10 protein-coding genes are annotated in these 18237 nt (G+C 54.1%); 4 read left to right on the top strand and 6 right to left on the bottom strand.

The window, feature by feature from the left end; genetic code table 11:
- Nucleotides 1–25: 25 nt before the first annotated feature.
- From V2154_RS01595 to pepA, 3 genes are all read right to left on the bottom strand, one after another.
- Nucleotides 26–2881 carry a valine--tRNA ligase gene (locus V2154_RS01595; protein ID WP_353500789.1) on the bottom strand — a complete coding sequence of 952 codons (2856 nt, stop codon included), beginning with the start codon at nucleotides 2879–2881 and terminating at the stop codon, nucleotides 26–28.
- A 14-nt stretch (nucleotides 2882–2895) separates the two neighbouring features.
- Nucleotides 2896–3360, bottom strand: a complete 465-nt coding sequence (locus V2154_RS01590) for a DNA polymerase III subunit chi (protein WP_034786742.1) — start codon at nucleotides 3358–3360, stop codon at nucleotides 2896–2898.
- Nucleotides 3361–3470: 110 nt separating this feature from the next.
- Nucleotides 3471–4982 (bottom strand): leucyl aminopeptidase, encoded by a 1512-nt coding sequence (gene pepA / locus V2154_RS01585; RefSeq protein ID WP_353500788.1) that lies wholly within the window; start codon nucleotides 4980–4982, stop codon nucleotides 3471–3473.
- A 277-nt stretch (nucleotides 4983–5259) separates the two neighbouring features.
- On the opposite strand from pepA, the gene lptF reads away from it, so the two are divergent.
- Both lptF and lptG read left to right on the top strand, forming a co-directional pair.
- Nucleotides 5260–6354, top strand: coding sequence for an LPS export ABC transporter permease LptF (lptF, locus tag V2154_RS01580; RefSeq protein WP_353500787.1), 1095 nt, complete (start codon nucleotides 5260–5262; stop codon nucleotides 6352–6354).
- The gene (gene lptG / locus V2154_RS01575; protein ID WP_034786737.1) at nucleotides 6354–7424 is read left to right on the top strand and encodes an LPS export ABC transporter permease LptG; all 1071 of its coding nucleotides are present in this window, start codon (nucleotides 6354–6356) and stop codon (nucleotides 7422–7424) included. The genes lptF and lptG overlap by 1 nt, the downstream gene beginning before the upstream one ends.
- Before the next feature lie 73 nt (nucleotides 7425–7497).
- Here lptG and mtgA read toward each other — a convergent pair whose 3' ends face one another.
- The 3 genes from mtgA to arcB all read right to left on the bottom strand — a co-directional run bounded on the left by mtgA (nucleotide 7498) and on the right by arcB (nucleotide 11467).
- Nucleotides 7498–8229 (bottom strand): monofunctional biosynthetic peptidoglycan transglycosylase, encoded by a 732-nt coding sequence (gene mtgA, locus V2154_RS01570; protein ID WP_353500786.1) that lies wholly within the window; start codon nucleotides 8227–8229, stop codon nucleotides 7498–7500.
- On the bottom strand, nucleotides 8226–8879 hold the full coding sequence (locus V2154_RS01565) for a type 1 glutamine amidotransferase family protein (RefSeq protein WP_353500785.1): 654 nt from the start codon (nucleotides 8877–8879) through the stop codon (nucleotides 8226–8228). The genes mtgA and V2154_RS01565 overlap by 4 nt, the downstream gene beginning before the upstream one ends.
- Before the next feature lie 248 nt (nucleotides 8880–9127).
- On the bottom strand, nucleotides 9128–11467 hold the full coding sequence (gene arcB / locus V2154_RS01560; protein WP_353500784.1) for an aerobic respiration two-component sensor histidine kinase ArcB: 2340 nt from the start codon (nucleotides 11465–11467) through the stop codon (nucleotides 9128–9130).
- An 870-nt stretch (nucleotides 11468–12337) separates the two neighbouring features.
- Here arcB and gltB point away from each other — a divergent pair.
- Both gltB and V2154_RS01550 read left to right on the top strand, forming a co-directional pair.
- The gene (gene gltB / locus V2154_RS01555) at nucleotides 12338–16795 is read left to right on the top strand and encodes a glutamate synthase large subunit (protein ID WP_353500783.1); all 4458 of its coding nucleotides are present in this window, start codon (nucleotides 12338–12340) and stop codon (nucleotides 16793–16795) included.
- A gap of 9 nt (nucleotides 16796–16804) precedes the next feature.
- Complete coding sequence (locus V2154_RS01550; protein WP_353500782.1) at nucleotides 16805–18223, top strand: glutamate synthase small subunit; 1419 nt, start codon at nucleotides 16805–16807, stop codon at nucleotides 18221–18223.
- Nucleotides 18224–18237: the final 14 nt, after the last annotated feature.

The raw sequence follows: 18237 nt of genomic DNA, 5'->3' as shown, positions 1-18237 counted from the left end.
CATAACATCACTTAGACACGATATCTTACAGCGCGGCGATAGTCGCTTTCTGCTCAGCCAGCTTAACTTTGGCTTCGCCACAGGCAACCAGACGTTCACGCTCTTTAGCAACAACCGCTTCTGGAGCACGAGCCACGAAGCCTTCGTTGGAGAGCTTGCCTTCGATTGACGCGATTTCGCCGTCAATCTTCGCCATCTCTTTATCCAAACGCGCCAGCTCAGCGGCTTTGTCGATAAGACCGGCCATTGGGATCAGCAACTCAGCGCCGTCCACCAGCTTGGTCATAGAAACCGGGCCTTTATCGCCCGCAGGCAGCACGGTGATGGACTCAAGACGTGCCAGCGAGGAGATGAAGTTCAGGTTCTGCTCAACGCGACGCTGTGCATCTGCACTTGCTCCACGCAGCAGCAGCTCCAGAGGTTTGCCCGGAGAGAGGTTCATTTCAGCGCGAACGTTACGGATAGCGATGATAGCCTGCTTGATCCACTCAAGGTCGGCCAGCGCGCTTTCGTCTGCCTTAGCCGCGTCATACTCTGGGAAAGGTTGCAGCATGATAGTTTCAGCTGTGATGCCTTTCAGGGTTTTAACGCGCTGCCAGATGGTTTCTGTAATGAATGGAATGATCGGATGCGCCAGGCGCAGCAGGCCTTCCAGCACTTCTACCAGCGTATGACGGGTGCCGCGCAGCTGTGCTTCGCTGCCGCCATTCATTACCGGCTTGGTGAGTTCCAGATACCAGTCGCAGAACTGGTTCCAGGTGAATTCATACAGAATGCTGGCCGCTAAGTCGAAGCGGTAGCCGTCCATTGCGTCACGGTAAGCTTTCACCGTGCGGTTGTATTCAGCCAGGATCCAACGATCAGCCAGAGACAGCTCAAGCTCGCCGCCGTTCAGGCCGCAATCTTGATCTTCTGTGTTCATCAGCACGAAGCGGCTAGCGTTCCACAGCTTATTACAGAAGTTGCGATAACCCTCGAGACGCTTCATGTCCCAGTTGATATCACGGCCGGTTGAAGCCAGCGCGGCCAGTGTGAAGCGCAGGGCATCAGTACCGTGCGGCTCGATGCCGTTCGGGAACTGCTTCTCGGTGCGCTTACGGATTTTCTCCGCCAGCTGTGGCTGCATCATGTTACCGGTACGTTTTTCCAGCAGGTCTTCCAGCGAAATGCCGTCAATCATATCTAATGGATCGATTACGTTACCTTTCGACTTAGACATCTTCTGCCCTTCGTCGTCGCGGATAAGCCCGGTCATGTAGACCGTGTGGAATGGAACCTGCGGCTTGCCGTTTTCATCTTTCACGAAGTGCATGGTCATCATGATCATGCGCGCGATCCAGAAGAAGATGATGTCGAAGCCGCTGACCACGACGCTCGACGGGTGGAAAGCTTTCAGATCGGCAGTTTGGTTCGGCCAGCCCAGCGTGGAGAAGGTCCACAGGCCAGAAGAGAACCAAGTGTCGAGCACATCTTCGTCTTGGGTCAGCACGACGTCTGCGCCCAGATTGTTTTCGCTGCGCACTTCAGCTTCGTCGCGGCCAACGTAAACGTTGCCTTCCGCGTCGTACCACGCAGGGATACGGTGGCCCCACCACAGCTGGCGGGAAATACACCAGTCCTGAATGTCACGCATCCAGCTGAAATACATGTTTTCGTACTGCTTAGGTACGAACTGGATCTCACCCTGCTCAACGGCTTCTACCGCCACTTTCGCCAGCGGCGCAGTGCGCACATACCATTGGTCGGTCAGCATTGGCTCGATAACCACGCCACCGCGATCGCCATAAGGCACGGTCAGGTCGTGAGGTTTGATCTCTTCCAGCAGGCCAGCTTCGTCGAAAGCAGCAACCACGGCTTTACGCGCGGCAAAACGCTCTAGGCCGCGGAAGGCTTCTGGGATTTCATTGCTGCACGCGTCGCTCTCTTCACCGTTAGTGTCGAAAACTTCGGCTGTCTGGCGAACATCGCCATCGAAGGTCAGGATGTTGATCATCGGCAAGCCGTGACGTTTACCCACTTCGTAGTCGTTAAAGTCGTGGGCTGGCGTGATTTTCACGCAGCCGGTGCCTTTTTCCATATCGGCGTGTTCATCACCCACGATAGGAATACGACGGCCAACCAGCGGCAGAATAATCTCTTTGCCAATCAAATCTTTGTAGCGCGGATCTTCTGGATTAACGGCCACGCCGGTATCACCCAGCATGGTTTCAGGACGCGTCGTCGCCACCACCAGATAGTCGTTACCTTCGGCCGTTTTCGCGCCGTCAGCCAGCGGATAACGCAGGTGCCACATGGAACCTTTGGATTCGCGGTTTTCAACTTCCAGATCAGAGATGGCGGTACGCAGTTTCGGGTCCCAGTTCACCAGACGTTTGCCGCGGTAAATCAGGTCCTCTTTATACAGGCGCACAAAGACTTCGCGCACGGCGTCAGACAGGCCATCATCCATGGTGAAGCGCTCGCGCTCCCAGTCCACGGAGTCGCCCAGACGGCGCATCTGGCGAGTAATGGTGCCACCGGATTCGGCTTTCCACTCCCAGATTTTGTCGATGAAAGCATCGCGACCGTAGTCGTGGCGCGTTTTACCTTCTTCGGCAGCAATTTTGCGTTCAACCACCATCTGCGTTGCGATACCCGCATGGTCAGTACCCGCCTGCCACAGCGTGTTTTTACCCTGCATACGCTGATAGCGGATCATGGCGTCCATGATGGTTTGCTGGAAAGCGTGACCCATGTGCAAGCTACCGGTGACGTTCGGCGGCGGGATCATGATGGCAAAGCTTTCTTTACTGGTGTCGCCATGCGGCTTGAAATAGCCCTGTTCTTCCCAGTGCTCGTAAAGCGGTTGCTCGATATCTTGCGGGTTATATGTCTTATCCATTTCGCTTCGTTTTTTTAGTCGGTCGATGTAGTGACAGACGGCGGCGTGGCCGTGGTCAAGGTAAAGCCAACGCTGCGATACGCTTTATAGCGATCGCGCGCCAACTGTTTTAGGGAATCTTCGTATGGTACGAAGTCTACCACTTCATGGAAAGCAGTAGCAAAATCTGCAAACTGGGGCAGCAGGCTTATCAAGAGATCGCGCGGCGCGTTACCGCGTTTTCCTGGCCAGCATAGCTCAACCGGCGCACCAAATTTTGGGCCTTCGCCGGCCAAATTGTGCGGCACGAACTGGCTTGGGTCGCGCTGCCATAAGGCTTCATCCAGACGTTCTGCCTGCTGTTGATCTTCACAGGCCAGCAAAACACGTTTCCCGGCGCGACAGCGTTCGGCGGCAATCTGACAGGCCAGCGCTTCGTGCGAGCTCAGGCCGGTGTCGCCATCGGGCGTATCGAGCAGGAAGAAAGTGGCTTGTTTCATCAGTTTTATCCAAAATAAATCAGGCCGGAGTTAACCGGCCCTAGGCGTTTCGATTGCTGATTAGGCCCTTTAGCGCAGGCAGTTTGAGCACCGCTCTGGCTCAAAATGGATCAATCGTCGCCATCAAGCCCTGCGCGGTTCAACAAGAACTGAGACAGGAGAGCGACAGGACGGCCCGTGGCGCCTTTGTTCTTACCTGAACGCCATGCCGTACCGGCGATGTCCAGATGCGCCCAGCTGTATTTACGGGTAAAGCGCGACAGGAAGCAGCCTGCGGTGATAGCACCACCCGGACGGCCACCGATATTCGCCATATCAGCAAAGTTGGAATCCAGCTGCTCGTAATACTCGTCGGCCAACGGCAAACGCCACGCGCGGTCACCCGACTGCTCGGACGCGCCAATCAGCTCATGGGCCAGCGGATTGTGGTTAGACAGCAAACCGGTGATGTGATGACCCAATGCGATCACGCATGCGCCGGTCAGGGTCGCCACGTCAATCACCAGCTCAGGGTCGAAACGCTCGACGTAGGTCAGGGCGTCGCACAGCACCAGACGGCCTTCGGCATCGGTATTGAGCACTTCTACCGTCTGGCCGGACATCGTGGTCAGAATGTCGCCCGGACGGAATGCCTGACCACCCGGCATGTTTTCACAGCCCGCCAACACGCCAATCACGTTCAACGGCAGGTTGAGTTCGGCCACCACGCGCATCGCACCGTAAACTGCTGCGGCACCACACATGTCGTACTTCATCTCATCCATATCAGCCGCAGGCTTAATGGAGATACCGCCGGAGTCGAAGGTCAAACCTTTACCGACGAGCACGATAGGCTTAGCGTCTGGATTCGGATTGCCTTTATATTCCATCACGGACATCAAGGATTCGTTTTTAGAACCATGCCCCACTGCCAGATAGGCATTCATGCCCAGCTCTTTCATCTGCTGTTCGCCGATGACGCGGGTGGTGATGTTGGTGCTAAACGCATCTGCCAGTTGGCGAGCCTGAGAAGCCAGGTAAGCCGCGTTACAGATGTTTGGTGGCATGTTGCTGAGGTCTTTGGCAGCTTTGATACCCGCAGCCACGGCCAGACCGTGCTGAATAGCGCGCTCGCCGCTGGTCAATTCGCGGCGCGTTGGCACGTTGAAGACCATCTTACGCAGCGGACGGCGCGGCTCGGTTTTGTTGCTTTTCAGCTGATCGAAGGTGTAAAGCGACTCTTTGGAGGTTTCGACCGCCTGACGCACTTTCCAATAGGTATTACGCCCTTTGACATGCAATTCGGTCAGGAAACAGACGGCTTCCATCGAACCCGTGTCGTTCAGGGTGTTGATGGTTTTTTGGATCACCTGTTTGTACTGGCGCTCATCAAGTTCGCGCTCTTTCCCGCAACCGATCAACAGGATGCGTTCGGAAAGAATGTTCGGAACATGATGCAGCAGCAGAGTTTGGCCGACTTTACCCTCGAGTTCGCCACGGCGGAGCAAGGCGCTGATGTAGCCATCACTGATTTTGTCGAGCTGTTCGGCAATAGGTGACAAGCGGCGAGGTTCAAAAACGCCGACTACAATACAGGCACTGCGCTGTTTTTCCGGGCTACCGCTTTTTACACTGAACTCCATGCACTCTCCTGAATCTTAAAGACAACGGCGGGGGCTGCGGCTAGAATGAATAGGCCGGAGACATCTCCCGTCACTGTGTTAACGACCTGTGTTAACCTGAACGGCGTTAGTTTTTATTTTGGCGGCTATAAGCATGTTCCTATAGGACACCCCAATTCTCGGTGTTGTAATACTATTTTAGCTGTGAAGGTTGCCATATGATGAGAATAAATGGCGGATTAGCGATGAAACTATCGATTTTCCTGCAAAAAGACAAGTTATCACAGGCGTATTAAGCGTGATCATCATTAGATATCTGGTTAGGGAAACCTTCAAGAGCCAAATCGCAATTCTCTTTATCCTGCTGCTGATCTTCTTTTGTCAGAAGTTAGTCAGGGTTCTGGGCGCGGCGGTTGATGGCGATATCCCAACAAATTTAGTCCTTTCTCTGCTGGGCTTAGGCGTGCCGGAAATGGCACAGCTCATCTTGCCTTTAAGTCTGTTCCTCGGCTTATTGATGACATTGGGCAAACTTTATACAGACAGTGAAATCACTGTTATGCACGCCTGCGGCCTTGGTAAACGTTCATTAATCCTTGCTGCGCTATGTCTGGCTTTATTTACCTCTGTTTTTGCAGGGATCAACGCCTTCTGGGTTAGCCCTTGGTCATCCAAGCATCAAGACGAAGTGTTAGCCGAAGCGAAAGCCAACCCAAGCATGGCGGCCATGGTCGAAGGCCAGTTCCAACAGGCTCAGGACGGCAATGCCGTGCTGTTCGTTGGTAACGTGAAAGGTAAAGAATTCCACAACGTGTTCCTGGCGCAGCTGCGCCCGAACGGCAATCAGCGCCCGTCGGTAGTGGTCGCAGATAAAGGCCATATGGAACAGCGCCCGGACGGCTCACAGATGGTGACGCTGGACCAGGGCACGCGCTACGAAGGTACCGCCCTGCTGCGTGACTTCCGTATCACTGATTTCGTCAATTATCTGGCGGTCATTGGTCATCAGGCGGTTGCGCTCGACACCAGCGATTCCGACCAGATGTCGATGCAACAGCTGTGGCACTCAGATTTGCCCGAGGCGCGTTCTGAATTCCACTGGCGTCTGACGCTGGTTGCTTCCGTGTTCATCATGGCGTTACTGGTGGTGCCACTCAGCGTGGTCAACCCGCGTCAGGGCCGCGTGCTCAGTATGCTGCCAGCCATCATGCTGTATTTGATTTTCTTCCTGCTGCAAAGCTCTCTGCGCTCTAACGGTGCGAAAGACAAACTGGACCCAATGATATGGATGTGGGTGACCAACCTCGCCTACTTCTTATTAGCACTGGTGCTGAACATGTGGGACACGTTGCCGATGCGTAAGATTCGCGCGCGCTTGAGAGGGAGAGCCTGATGTTTGGAGTATTAGACCGCTATATCGGCCGCACGATCTTCAACACCATCATGATGACGTTGTTCATGCTGGTGTCGCTGTCGGGCATTATCAAATTCGTCGACCAGCTGCGTAAAGTCGGTCAGGGTGGCTATTCTGCGGCGGGCGCGGGCCTCTATACCCTGCTCAGCGTGCCAAAAGATATCGAGATCTTCTTCCCGATGGCGGCCCTGTTAGGCGCACTGTTGGGCTTGGGCACCTTGGCAACTCGTAGTGAACTGGTGGTCATGCAGGCTTCGGGCTTCACCCGTATGCAAATTGCTTCTTCCGTGATGAAGACGGCCATTCCGCTGGTCCTGCTAACCATGGCAATCGGCGAATGGGTAGCTCCGCAGGGCGAGCAGATGGCGAGAAACTACCGCGCACAGCAAATGTACGGCGGTTCGTTGCTCTCCACCCAGAGCGGCCTGTGGGCGAAAGATGGCAAAGACTTTATCTTTATCGAACGTGTCGCGGGTGACAATGAAATCACCGGCGTGAACATCTACCACTTCGATAACAACAATAAGCTGCAGTCCGTTCGCTACGCCTCTTCCGCGTCATTTGAAAATGGCACCTGGAAACTGTCGCAGGTGGATGAGTCTATCCTCACCGACGGCAAGCAGATCACCGGCTCGCAAACCCTGACTGGCGAATGGAAAACCAATCTGACGCCAGACAAGCTGGGCGTGGTGGCTTTAGACCCTGACGCGCTGTCGATTAGCGGCTTGCACAACTATGTGAAATACCTGCAGCAGAGTGGGCAAGAGGCCAAGCGTTATCAGCTCAATATGTGGAGTAAGATTTTCTCGCCATTGTCAGTCGCGGTAATGATGTTGATGGCCCTGTCGTTCATCTTCGGGCCGCTGCGCAGCGTGCCTATGGGCGTGCGCGTGGTGACGGGGATCTGCTTCGGCTTCCTGTTCTACGTGATGGACCAGATTTTCGGCCCATTAAGCTTGGTGTACAGCATTCCGCCGATCCTTGGCGCTATCCTGCCGAGCGCGCTGTTCCTGTTTATCAGTATCTATCTGCTACTCAAGAAACGCTAAGTGTTACCCGGCCCCTCCCCTCTCTTTTACGGGGGGATGGGCCGGAAGAAGTATCTTCTTTGCTAACTGCTGATTAACGCAAGTTATGCTCTTTCAAGAAAGCATCCCCGCCCAGTTGTCCCATCTGCCGTAAAATCCACTGCTGCCTGCGCAGCACATAAGCCGAAGGCGCATTGACCTTGAACAGATGAGGGTTAGGCAGCACTGCGGCCAATAGCGCCGCTTGTGAGGCTGTCAGCCTGCTGGCAGGCTTATGGAAGAAGTGCTGAGCCGCCTCTTCCACGCCAAACACGCCGTCGCCAAACTCAACAATATTCAGATACACCGTGAGAATGCGGCGTTTGCTCCAGACGGTTTCTATACCTACCGTCAAACCGGCTTCCAGCCCCTTGCGCACCCAACTGCGACCATCCCACAAAAACAGATTTTTGGCAGTTTGCTGAGAAAGCGTCGATGCGCCACGGATCCTGGCGTTTTCCTGATCGCTTTTGGAGAGCACGGATTGAATGGCATCAACGTCAAAACCCCAGTGTTCAGGGAATTTCTGATCCTCTGCGGCCATGACTGCTAGCGCCATTGGCGACGATATTCCGCTCATCGGTACCCAGTCAGAATGTGAAACATAGCCAAAATCCCCGGACAGCCATGCCGAAATCTGCCTTTCGACCATCACAGCAGAAAAGGGAACGGGCAAAAAGGAAAACAGCACGATCCCTGCAATCCATACACCGATAACAAAAATTACCAGTCGTTTTAACCATTTTAAGGGGGCTCGAAGCAGAGCCATTCCAGACGATTTCCTCATTCACTCCATTCCATGACACATCTGACCAGCTTATCAATCCCCAGAGCCGCTTGAGTGTCAGAATCTTCTGACAAGCCCCCCGGAGTGCTAACAATCCGCATTTCCATATTGACCACAATATCATCCGCCGGACAGAAAACCGGCTCGGCACCAATTGCATCAAGGAGTTCCGCCCGATCGGCATCTTTTCCTAAGGTAACTCTTATTGATGTATCAAAGAGTTTCGGCGCTAACAATGATGACTGACTGACAAAGCCAATTGGTTTACGTTTCTTATGTATTTCATCCACCAATGTGAACAGTTGTTCATCGATCCTGTAATCGCTTCCATCTTTCTCGAAGGTGGTTAACTGACTAACTACTCCAAATCCGCCACTAAAAATCAGCGCGCTGAGCTGTTCAGGAACCGATTCCTTGAGTGAAATTATTTCATAATCATCAAAATATGAGGATTTTTTTTCGTTAGCGGTAAAGCTAACGTTACACTTTGCAATAAGCTCTTTAATAACAGCGAGTTCAGAGGCATTAGCAACAATAAACAGCGCCTTGTCTGTATGTTTTCTCACCGACATAACGGTCAAAAAAGCGTCTGAAAACTCTGTTCCATTAGAAAAATCACGACTACAAAGGAAAACACCCACAACCTGCATTTGTATTCTCCTAAAAATCCTGCGATAAAGACTTGTAGTTTTGTATAGACAAAGACTAATCTACATCACAGTTTTTAATGAATCTTGTAACAGCAACGCTTATATTTGTTATGTTGATTCATAGAATATGTATTAGACTTTACGTCGAATTGACCAAAACCTGCGAAACCAAAACCCTAAGAATTAACGCGGGTTAACGATTTCCCTGGTGTTGGCGCAGTATTCGCGCACCCCGGCCTAGGCTGGGGTTATTTTTTTTCAGCGTTTGCCGTCCATTCACGTAAAATTCGCACATCATTACGCCATTCAAGCTTCAACTCATCGATCCACTCCTGAACGTTATCCCACCAAGCTGGCAATGTCGGCGTTTGAATTTGCTGTGCTAGCACTTGTAGATGCTTAAGCCCTACCGACCCGGCCGCACCTTTGATCTTATGGCCCTCTTCCGCAATGCCTTTTTGGTCGCGGGCGACCATGTTGGAATCAAGCACCGCGAGATAATCCGGCATCATTTTCTCAAACATATCCGCACTCTGGTAAATCAGCCCCGGCCCAACCAACTCCATGTACTGTTCCAGCATGGCGACATCGAGCACTGACTCGTTAGCTTTTGCGACCACGGTTTTTTCCTCAGTAGGCAATTCTTCAGGTTGATGATCCCAAAACTGCTGGATCATGGCAGTCAGCGCCGCCACGGAGAGCGGCTTACTCAGTACGTCATCCATACCGGCATCGAGATACTCTTTCTTGTCTTTCAGCACGTTGGCGGTCAACGCCACTAACGGTGGGAGATGCTGGCCGGCATAGTCCTGACGAAGTTTGCGAGCGATATCCAGCCCGGTCATGTCCGGTAGCTGAATGTCGAGCAGCACCAAATCGTATTCGTCCGGATCGAACATTTGCAGTGCGTCGTGGCCATTCATTGCCACGTCAACGCTGTTGCCGAGCTTCTCCAGTACCGAGCGCGCCACGATGACGTTCAACTCGATATCCTCCACCAGCAGCACGTTCAGCGCCGGCAGCGGCAGATCCTCTTCCTCTTCGCTCTCGGCGACGGGTTCATCAAGCGTAGGCGCGATAACGCTCAGCGTGAAGCAAGAACCCTGTCCCTTTTCGCTGCATACGGTGATATCGCCGCCCATGCTTTGCGCCAGGCGTTTCGACACCGCCAGGCCAATCCCGGTGCCGGTGGCGGGCTTGCCGCCGTTCTTATCTTTCACCTGGTAATACATGGCGAAGATCTTCTCTTGTTCATCTTTCGGAATGCCCATTCCCGAATCCTGCACTTCAAAGCGCAGATGCTCGCTGCCGTCGTGATGGACGCGCACCACGATTTCGCCGTCGTGAGTGAACTTGACCGCGTTACCAATCAGATTCCACAGGATTTGTCGCAAACGGGTGCCGTCGGTAACGATTTTGTCTGGCATCGGCAAATCGGGCTGCATCACGAACTTCAGGCCTTTAGGCTGAACCAGCAAGCCGGAGAGATTTTCCAGATCCGACAGGAAACCGGTGAAGTCCACCGGCTGGTTATCCAACTGCACTTTGCGGCGCTCGAGCTTATCCATCTCAATGATGTCATTGAAAATGTTACCAAGGGTGATGGCGCTGACGTGAATGGTTTTCAGATAGTTGTGCTGCTCTTCGTTCAGATGAGTGTCGAGCAGGATGCGGCTCAGCCCCACGATGCCGTTAAGCGGCGTACGCAGCTCGTGGCTGATAGTAGAGATAAAGGTGGTCTTTTCCCTGCTGGCGTTCTCCAGCGCGTCCTGATAGCGCTTACGCTCGGTAATATCACGCCCGAAGCCCATCAGGCCGTGGCGCTTACCGATACGGTCATAAAACGGCACTTTGCGCAGCTCGAAACAGGCTTTGCGCCCGTCGGGATACACCAGCCACTGCTCGTAGGTTAAAGAGACATTGTGGCGGAAGACTTTCTCATCGGTTTCCACCACTTTCTCGGCAATGTCCGGGCTGTAAACATCATTGGGGGTCAGCCCAATAAGCTGCTTCTCGCTTTTACCGGTCAGCAACTCCATTGCGCGGTTACAGCCGGAGAACTCCTTGTCTTCGTTGCGGTAGTAAACCAAATCCGGCGAGGCATCGAGGAAGGAGCGGAGCAGAGCCGATTGCTGGCTCAGTTCAATCTGCGCCTGTTCGCGGTGGTGCATCTCGAGTTTCAGCTTGTCGACCACGGCCAAACGCGCTTCTTCCGCCTTGATACGGTCGGCGATCTCCTGATTCAGCTGGGTGATGTTGTCCTTCAGCTGCTGATTTAGGGTCAGGTCGCGATGGCGCATCTCTTCGAGCTTATCGACCAAGCGCGACAAACGCTGACGGGACTCTTCCAGCTGTTCGACCACCACCGAGAGGAAATAGACCGCCCAAGGGGTTATCAGCAAACCAAAGAAGATTGAACGCACCACGTCAATGCTATCAACCTGCCCACGCAGCAGCATGGTCACGGCCATTTGCACAATCATCGCCAGCACCACTAGCGCGGATGCCAATAGCAAAGAAAAACGTACCAATCCCAGCTTGACCATCAGATCAACGTAATACTGGGCTAACACTCGGATTTGCTTCATAACCATTCCCTAAAAACGAAGACGATTAAATGATACCGCATAATGCTCGGAAATGAGGCGAAGATGAGTCTGAACCGCGAGCCGGCTATTGCTGCAGGCTTTGCACCCAGACAGGGCTGGTGATGGTGCAAGGGAGTTTAAATCCGTGCAGATATTGACTAATAAGCTGTGTGATATTATTAATGATCGCCTTAACTATTCAGGTTTGCCCCTAATATCCTCAGTCATTCCGCCCTTTCTTCATAAATTCTCCTTAATGCGAATCACTCACATTAAGAATAACTATTCATTATTACTGCAAATAAAATCACTTCTTGCTGTATGAATATTTCTTATTATTCTCCCCCTCTTAGTACATTATTACTGTCTGGTTAAAAACAGTCACAAAGCACAGGCGGCAGGCCTTTAGCAGTATAAAACACTGCGATTATCGTCTCTTCTAGCATGGTGCATAGTTAGTGTGGCTACCGGACAGTGAGACAGCTCACACTTCGGCCCCCTATCCGCAACGTCTATGCGGGTTTAAAATCACCAATAAGTTCTTTTATTTCAAAGCAATAACCTCATTTATGCACATTTTGATATAACTTAAATACCTATTTGACCTGTGTAGGCTTTCTCGCTAAGTTGGGAGTCCGCTGGAAGCAATCTCGACGGGTGCATCACTCGTCATATTTATGCAGTAATTGAAGACTCCCTCATTAAAACAAGTCAACCACCACTTGTGAGAACCGTCACGAGGGGCCTTTGACCGAGAAACTCAGGCATTCAACGCACCGCAAGAGTGCGCGGAAATGTGAGCCCTCTCCGTCTAAAAGCCCCCTCGCAAAAGGTGTGAGAGTCTCGCAGAGCCTGGGGAGGTTCACTAATATGTTGTACGATAAATCCCTCGAGAGGGACAACTGTGGTTTCGGCCTGATCGCCCACATAGAAGGCGAACCTAGCCATAAGGTCGTGCGTACGGCAATCCACGCACTGGCCCGCATGCAACACCGTGGCGCAATCCTTGCCGATGGCAAGACTGGCGACGGCTGTGGCTTACTTTTACAGAAACCCGACCGTTTCTTCCGCATGGTTGCAGAAGAGCGCGGCTGGCGTTTGGCAAAAAACTACGCCGTTGGCATGTTATTCCTCAGCAAAGATGATGAAGAAGCTGCTGCAAGTCGCCGCATTATTGAGGAAGAACTGCAAAACGAAACGCTGTCAGTCGTTGGCTGGCGCGACGTGCCGACTAACCCTGACGTTCTCGGTGAGATTGCCCTCTCCTCCCTGCCTCGCATCGAACAGATTTTCGTGAACGCCCCTGCGGGCTGGCGTCCGCGCGATATGGAACGCCGCCTGTACATGGCGCGTCGCCGTATGGAAAAACGTATTGAAGACAAAGACTTCTACGTGTGTAGCTTCTCCAACGTGGTGAACATTTATAAAGGCTTGTGTATGCCAGCCGATTTGCCACGTTTCTATCTTGATTTAGCTGACCTGCGTCTGGAATCGGCCATTTGCTTATTCCACCAGCGCTTTTCCACCAACACCGTGCCGCGCTGGCCTCTGGCCCAGCCGTTCCGCTATTTGGCGCACAATGGCGAGATCAATACCATTGCCGGTAACCGCCAGTGGGCGCGCGCCCGTGGTTATAAGTTCAAGACGCCGTTAATCCCCGATCTGCAAGACGCTGCGCCGTTTGTGAATGAAACAGGTTCTGACTCCAGCTCGCTGGATAACATGCTGGAGCTGTTCCTAGCCGGTGGTATGGACCTGCTGCGCGCTATGCGCCTGCTGGTGCCGCCAGCCTGGCAGCAGAACCCGGACATGGACGACGACCTGCGCGCGTTCTTCGACTTCAACTCCATGCACATGGAGCCGTGGGACGGCCCGGCCGGTATCGTGATGTCAGATGGCCGCTACGCTGCCTGTAACCTCGACCGTAACGGCCTGCGCCCTGCGCGCTACGTCATCACCAAAGACAAGCTGATCACCTGCGCGTCTGAAGTGGGTATCTGGGATTACCAGCCGGACGAAGTGGTCGAAAAAGGCCGCGTCGGACCTGGCGAACTGATGGTTATCGACACCCGTACCGGCAAGATCCACCACTCGGCAGAAACCGATAACGACCTGAAAGGACGCCACCCGTATAAAGAGTGGATGGAGAAAAACGTTCAGCGTCTGGTGCCGTTTGAAGATCTCTCCGACGCCGAAGTGGGCACTCGCGAACTCGACGATACCCAGTTGGAAACCTTCCAGAAGCAGTTCGCTTATAGCAGCGAAGAGCTGGATCAGATCATCCGCGTGCTGGGTGAGAACGGTCAAGAGGCCGTCGGTTCAATGGGTGACGACACGCCATTCGCCGTGCTTTCGAGCCGTCCGCGCATTATTTATGATTACTTCCGCCAGCAGTTTGCGCAGGTCACCAACCCGCCAATCGACCCGCTGCGCGAAGCTCACGTGATGTCTCTCGCGACCAGTATTGGCCGCGAGATGAACGTGTTCTGTGAAGCCGAAGGTCAGGCGCACCGTCTGAGCTTCAAATCGCCAATCCTGCTGTGGTCTGACTTTAAACAGCTGACCACGCTGGACAGCAAATACTATCGCGCCGACACGCTGGACCTGACTTACGACCCAGCCGAGCAAGATATGGAAGCCTTTGTCGCCAAACTCTGCGACGAAGGTGAGCGCAAAGTGCGCGACGGCGCCGTGCTGCTGGTGCTGTCTGACCGCAATATCGCGCCAAACCGTTTACCTCTGCCAGCCCCAATGGCAGTGGGCGCGCTGCAACGCCGTCTGGTTGAGAAGAGCCTGCGCTGCGACGCCAACATCATTGTTGAAACCGCCAGTGCCCGCGATCCGCACCACTTCGCCGTGCTGCTTGGGTTCGGCGCGACGGCGGTCTACCCGTACCTCGCTTATGAAACCTTGGCGAAGCTGGTCGACACTCAGGTTATCGACAAGAAATACCGCGAAGTCATGTTGAACTACCGTAACGGTATCAACAAAGGCTTGTACAAAATCATGTCCAAAATGGGCATTTCCACTATCGCCTCTTACCGTTGTTCGCAACTGTTCGAAGCCGTGGGTCTGCACAAAGACTTGTCCAATACCTGCTTCCAAGGCGTGGTGAGCCGCATCGGTGGCGCAAGCTACAGCGACTTCGAGCAAGACCTGCAAAACCTGTCCAAACGCGCATGGTTGAAGCGTAAGACGCTGGAACAGGGCGGCCTGCTGAAATTTGTCCACGGCGGCGAATATCACGCTTATAACCCGGATGTGGTGAACACGCTGCAAGCAGCAGTCAGAAGCGGCGAGTACAGCGACTATCAGCAATACGCCAAACTGGTCAACGAGCGCCCGGTTGCTGCCCTGCGCGATCTGTTGCAGATCACGCCAAAAGGCCAGCCGATCCCAGTCGATCAGGTAGAACCAGCCGAAGGCTTGTTCACTCGCTTCGATACCGCAGCCATGTCCATCGGCGCACTGAGCCCGGAAGCTCACGAGTCTCTTGCAGAAGCGATGAACAGCATTGGCGGTCGCTCTAACTCAGGCGAAGGCGGTGAAGATCCGGCTCGCTACGGCACCAATAAAGTGTCACGCATCAAACAGGTGGCTTCGGGTCGTTTCGGCGTAACACCGGCTTATCTGGTGAATGCTGACGTCATTCAGATCAAAGTCGCTCAGGGTGCAAAACCGGGCGAAGGCGGCCAGCTGCCGGGTGACAAAGTGACGCCGTACATCGCGAAACTGCGTTACTCCGTGCCGGGCGTGACCCTGATTTCTCCACCACCGCACCACGACATCTACTCCATCGAAGACTTGGCGCAGCTGATTTTCGACCTGAAACAGGTCAATCCAAAAGCCATGATTTCGGTGAAACTGGTTTCTGAGCCGGGCGTTGGCACTATCGCCACCGGCGTGGCGAAAGCCTATGCGGACCTCATCACCATCGCAGGTTACGACGGCGGTACTGGCGCAAGCCCACTGTCTTCTGTGAAATACGCGGGCTGCCCGTGGGAACTCGGTCTGGTGGAAACTCAGCAAGCGCTGGTTGCCAACGGCCTGCGCCACAAGATCCGCCTGCAAGTGGATGGCGGTCTGAAAACAGGTGCTGACATTATTAAAGCTGCCATCTTGGGTGCTGAAAGCTTCGGCTTCGGTACTGGCCCAATGGTCGCGCTGGGCTGTAAATACCTGCGTATTTGCCACCTGAACAACTGCGCAACCGGCGTAGCCACTCAGGATGAGAAACTGCGCCGCAACCACTACCACGGCCTGCCAGAGCGCGTGACTAACTACTTCAAGTTCATCGCTCAGGAAACCCGTGAGATTATGGCCGAGCTAGGCGTGAGCCAGTTGGTAGACCTGATTGGTCGCACTGACTTGCTGCTGGAACTTGACGGCTTCACCGCCAAGCAGAATAAACTGGACCTGTCCGCGCTGCTGAAAACTGCAACGCCGCATCCGGGCAAAGCGGTGTACTGCACCGAAAGCAACCCGCCGTTCGACAACGGCAAGCTGAACAAAGACATTCTGGATCAGGCCGCGCCGCATATCGATACCAAACAGAGCAAGCCGCTGTTCTTCGATATCCGTAACACCGACCGTTCCGTGGGTGCGCTGCTGTCCGGCGCCATCGCTGAGAAGCATGGCGATCAGGGCATGGCGGCTGACCCAGTTCGCATCAACTTCAACGGTACTGCGGGCCAGAGCTTCGGCGTCTGGAACGCCGGTGGCGTAGACCTGATGTTAACCGGCGACGCTAACGACTACGTGGGTAAAGGTATGGCCGGCGGCCGTATCGCTATTCGCCCACCGATTGGGTCGGCGTTCCGCAGCCACGAAGCCAGCATCATCGGCAACACCTGTCTGTATGGCGCAACCGGCGGCAAGATGTTTGCTGCGGGCCGCGCAGGCGAGCGTTTCGCGGTGCGTAACTCCGGTGCTATCACCGTGGTTGAAGGCATTGGCGATAACGGCTGTGAATACATGACTGGCGGCATCGTCTGCGTGCTGGGCCGTACTGGCGTCAACTTCGGCGCGGGCATGACCGGTGGTTTCGCCTACGTGCTGGATGAAGATGGCGAGTTCCGCAAACGCGTTAACCCAGAATTGGTTGAAGTGCTTGATGTTGAAGAGCTGGCAATCCATGAAGAGCATCTGCGCGGTTTGATCACCGAACACGTACAGTTGACCGCATCGACACGCGGTGAAGAGATTTTGGCTAACTGGCCGGAATGGGCGCCGAAGTTTGCGCTGGTAAAACCGAAGTCCAGTGATGTCAAAGCATTGTTGGGTCACCGTAGTCGTTCCGCAGCTGAGCTGCGGGTACAAGCGCAGTAAGAGGTCAAGATGAGTCAAAACGTTTATCAATTTATCGACTTACAGCGCGTTGATCCGCCAAAGAAACCGCTGAAAATCCGTAAAATTGAATTTGTTGAAATTTACGAGCCGTTTTCAGCGACTCAGGCCGCGTCACAGGCTGACCGCTGTCTCTCTTGCGGTAACCCGTATTGCGAGTGGAAATGCCCGGTTCACAACTACATTCCTAACTGGCTGAAGCTGGCGAACGAAGGCCGCATTATGGAAGCGGCGGATCTGGCTCACCAGACCAACAGCCTGCCAGAAGTGTGCGGACGCGTCTGCCCGCAAGATCGCCTGTGCGAAGGCTCTTGTACGCTGAATGACGAGTTTGGCGCGGTCACCATCGGCAACATCGAGCGTTATATCAACGATAAAGCCATCGAAATGGGCTGGCGTCCTGATATGTCTCACGTGCAGCCAACCGGCAAACGCGTCGCTATTATCGGCGCGGGCCCTGCTGGCCTTGCCTGTGCCGACGTGCTGACCCGCAACGGCGTGAAAGCCGTGGTGTATGACCGTCACCCTGAAATCGGCGGTCTGCTGACCTTCGGTATCCCGGCCTTCAAGCTGGAAAAATCCGTGATGACCAAGCGCCGTGAGATCTTCACCGAAATGGGTATCGAGTTCCAACTCAATACCGAAGTCGGCAAGGACATCACCATTGATGCCCTGCTGGCCGAGTACGACGCGGTGTTCTTGGGCGTGGGGACTTACCAGTCCATGCGCGGTGGTTTGGAAAATGAAGATGCGCCGGGCGTTTACGACGCGCTGCCATTCCTGATTGCTAACACCAAGCAGCTGATGGGCTATGACGACAGCGTTGATGAGCCTTACACCACGATGGAGAAGAAACGCGTCGTGGTGCTGGGCGGTGGCGACACCGCGATGGACTGCGTGCGTACCTCGATTCGCCAAGGCGCAACGCACGTCACCTGTGCTTATCGCCGTGACGAAGAGAACATGCCGGGCTCACGCCGTGAAGTGAAGAATGCGCGCGAAGAAGGTGTTGAATTCAAATTCAACCTGCAGCCGCTGAGCATCGAACTGAACAGCGCTGGCCGCGTCAGTGGTGTGAGAATGGCACGCACCGAACTTGGTGCGCCAGACGCCCAAGGCCGTCGCCGTGCTGAGATCGTGGCGGGTTCCGAACATGTGATGGAAGCCGATGCCGTGGTCATGGCCTTTGGTTTCCGCCCACATAAAATGGAATGGCTGGCATCACACGACGTCGAACTGGACACTCAGGGCCGCGTCGTGGCACCTGAAGGCAGCGAAAACGCCTTCCAGACCAGCAACCCGAAAATCTTTGCTGGCGGCGATATCGTGCGCGGCTCTGATTTAGTGGTTACCGCCATTGCTGAAGGCCGCAAAGCGGCAGACGGCATCATGAACTATCTCGAAGTTTAAGCGTAACCAACATG

The sequence above is a fragment of the Ewingella sp. CoE-038-23 genome (assembly GCF_040419245.1).
Classification (GTDB): domain Bacteria; phylum Pseudomonadota; class Gammaproteobacteria; order Enterobacterales; family Enterobacteriaceae; genus Ewingella; species Ewingella allii.
The sequence above is the reverse complement of the archived record's forward strand: the minus strand, read 5'-3'. Positions and strand labels throughout refer to the sequence as shown.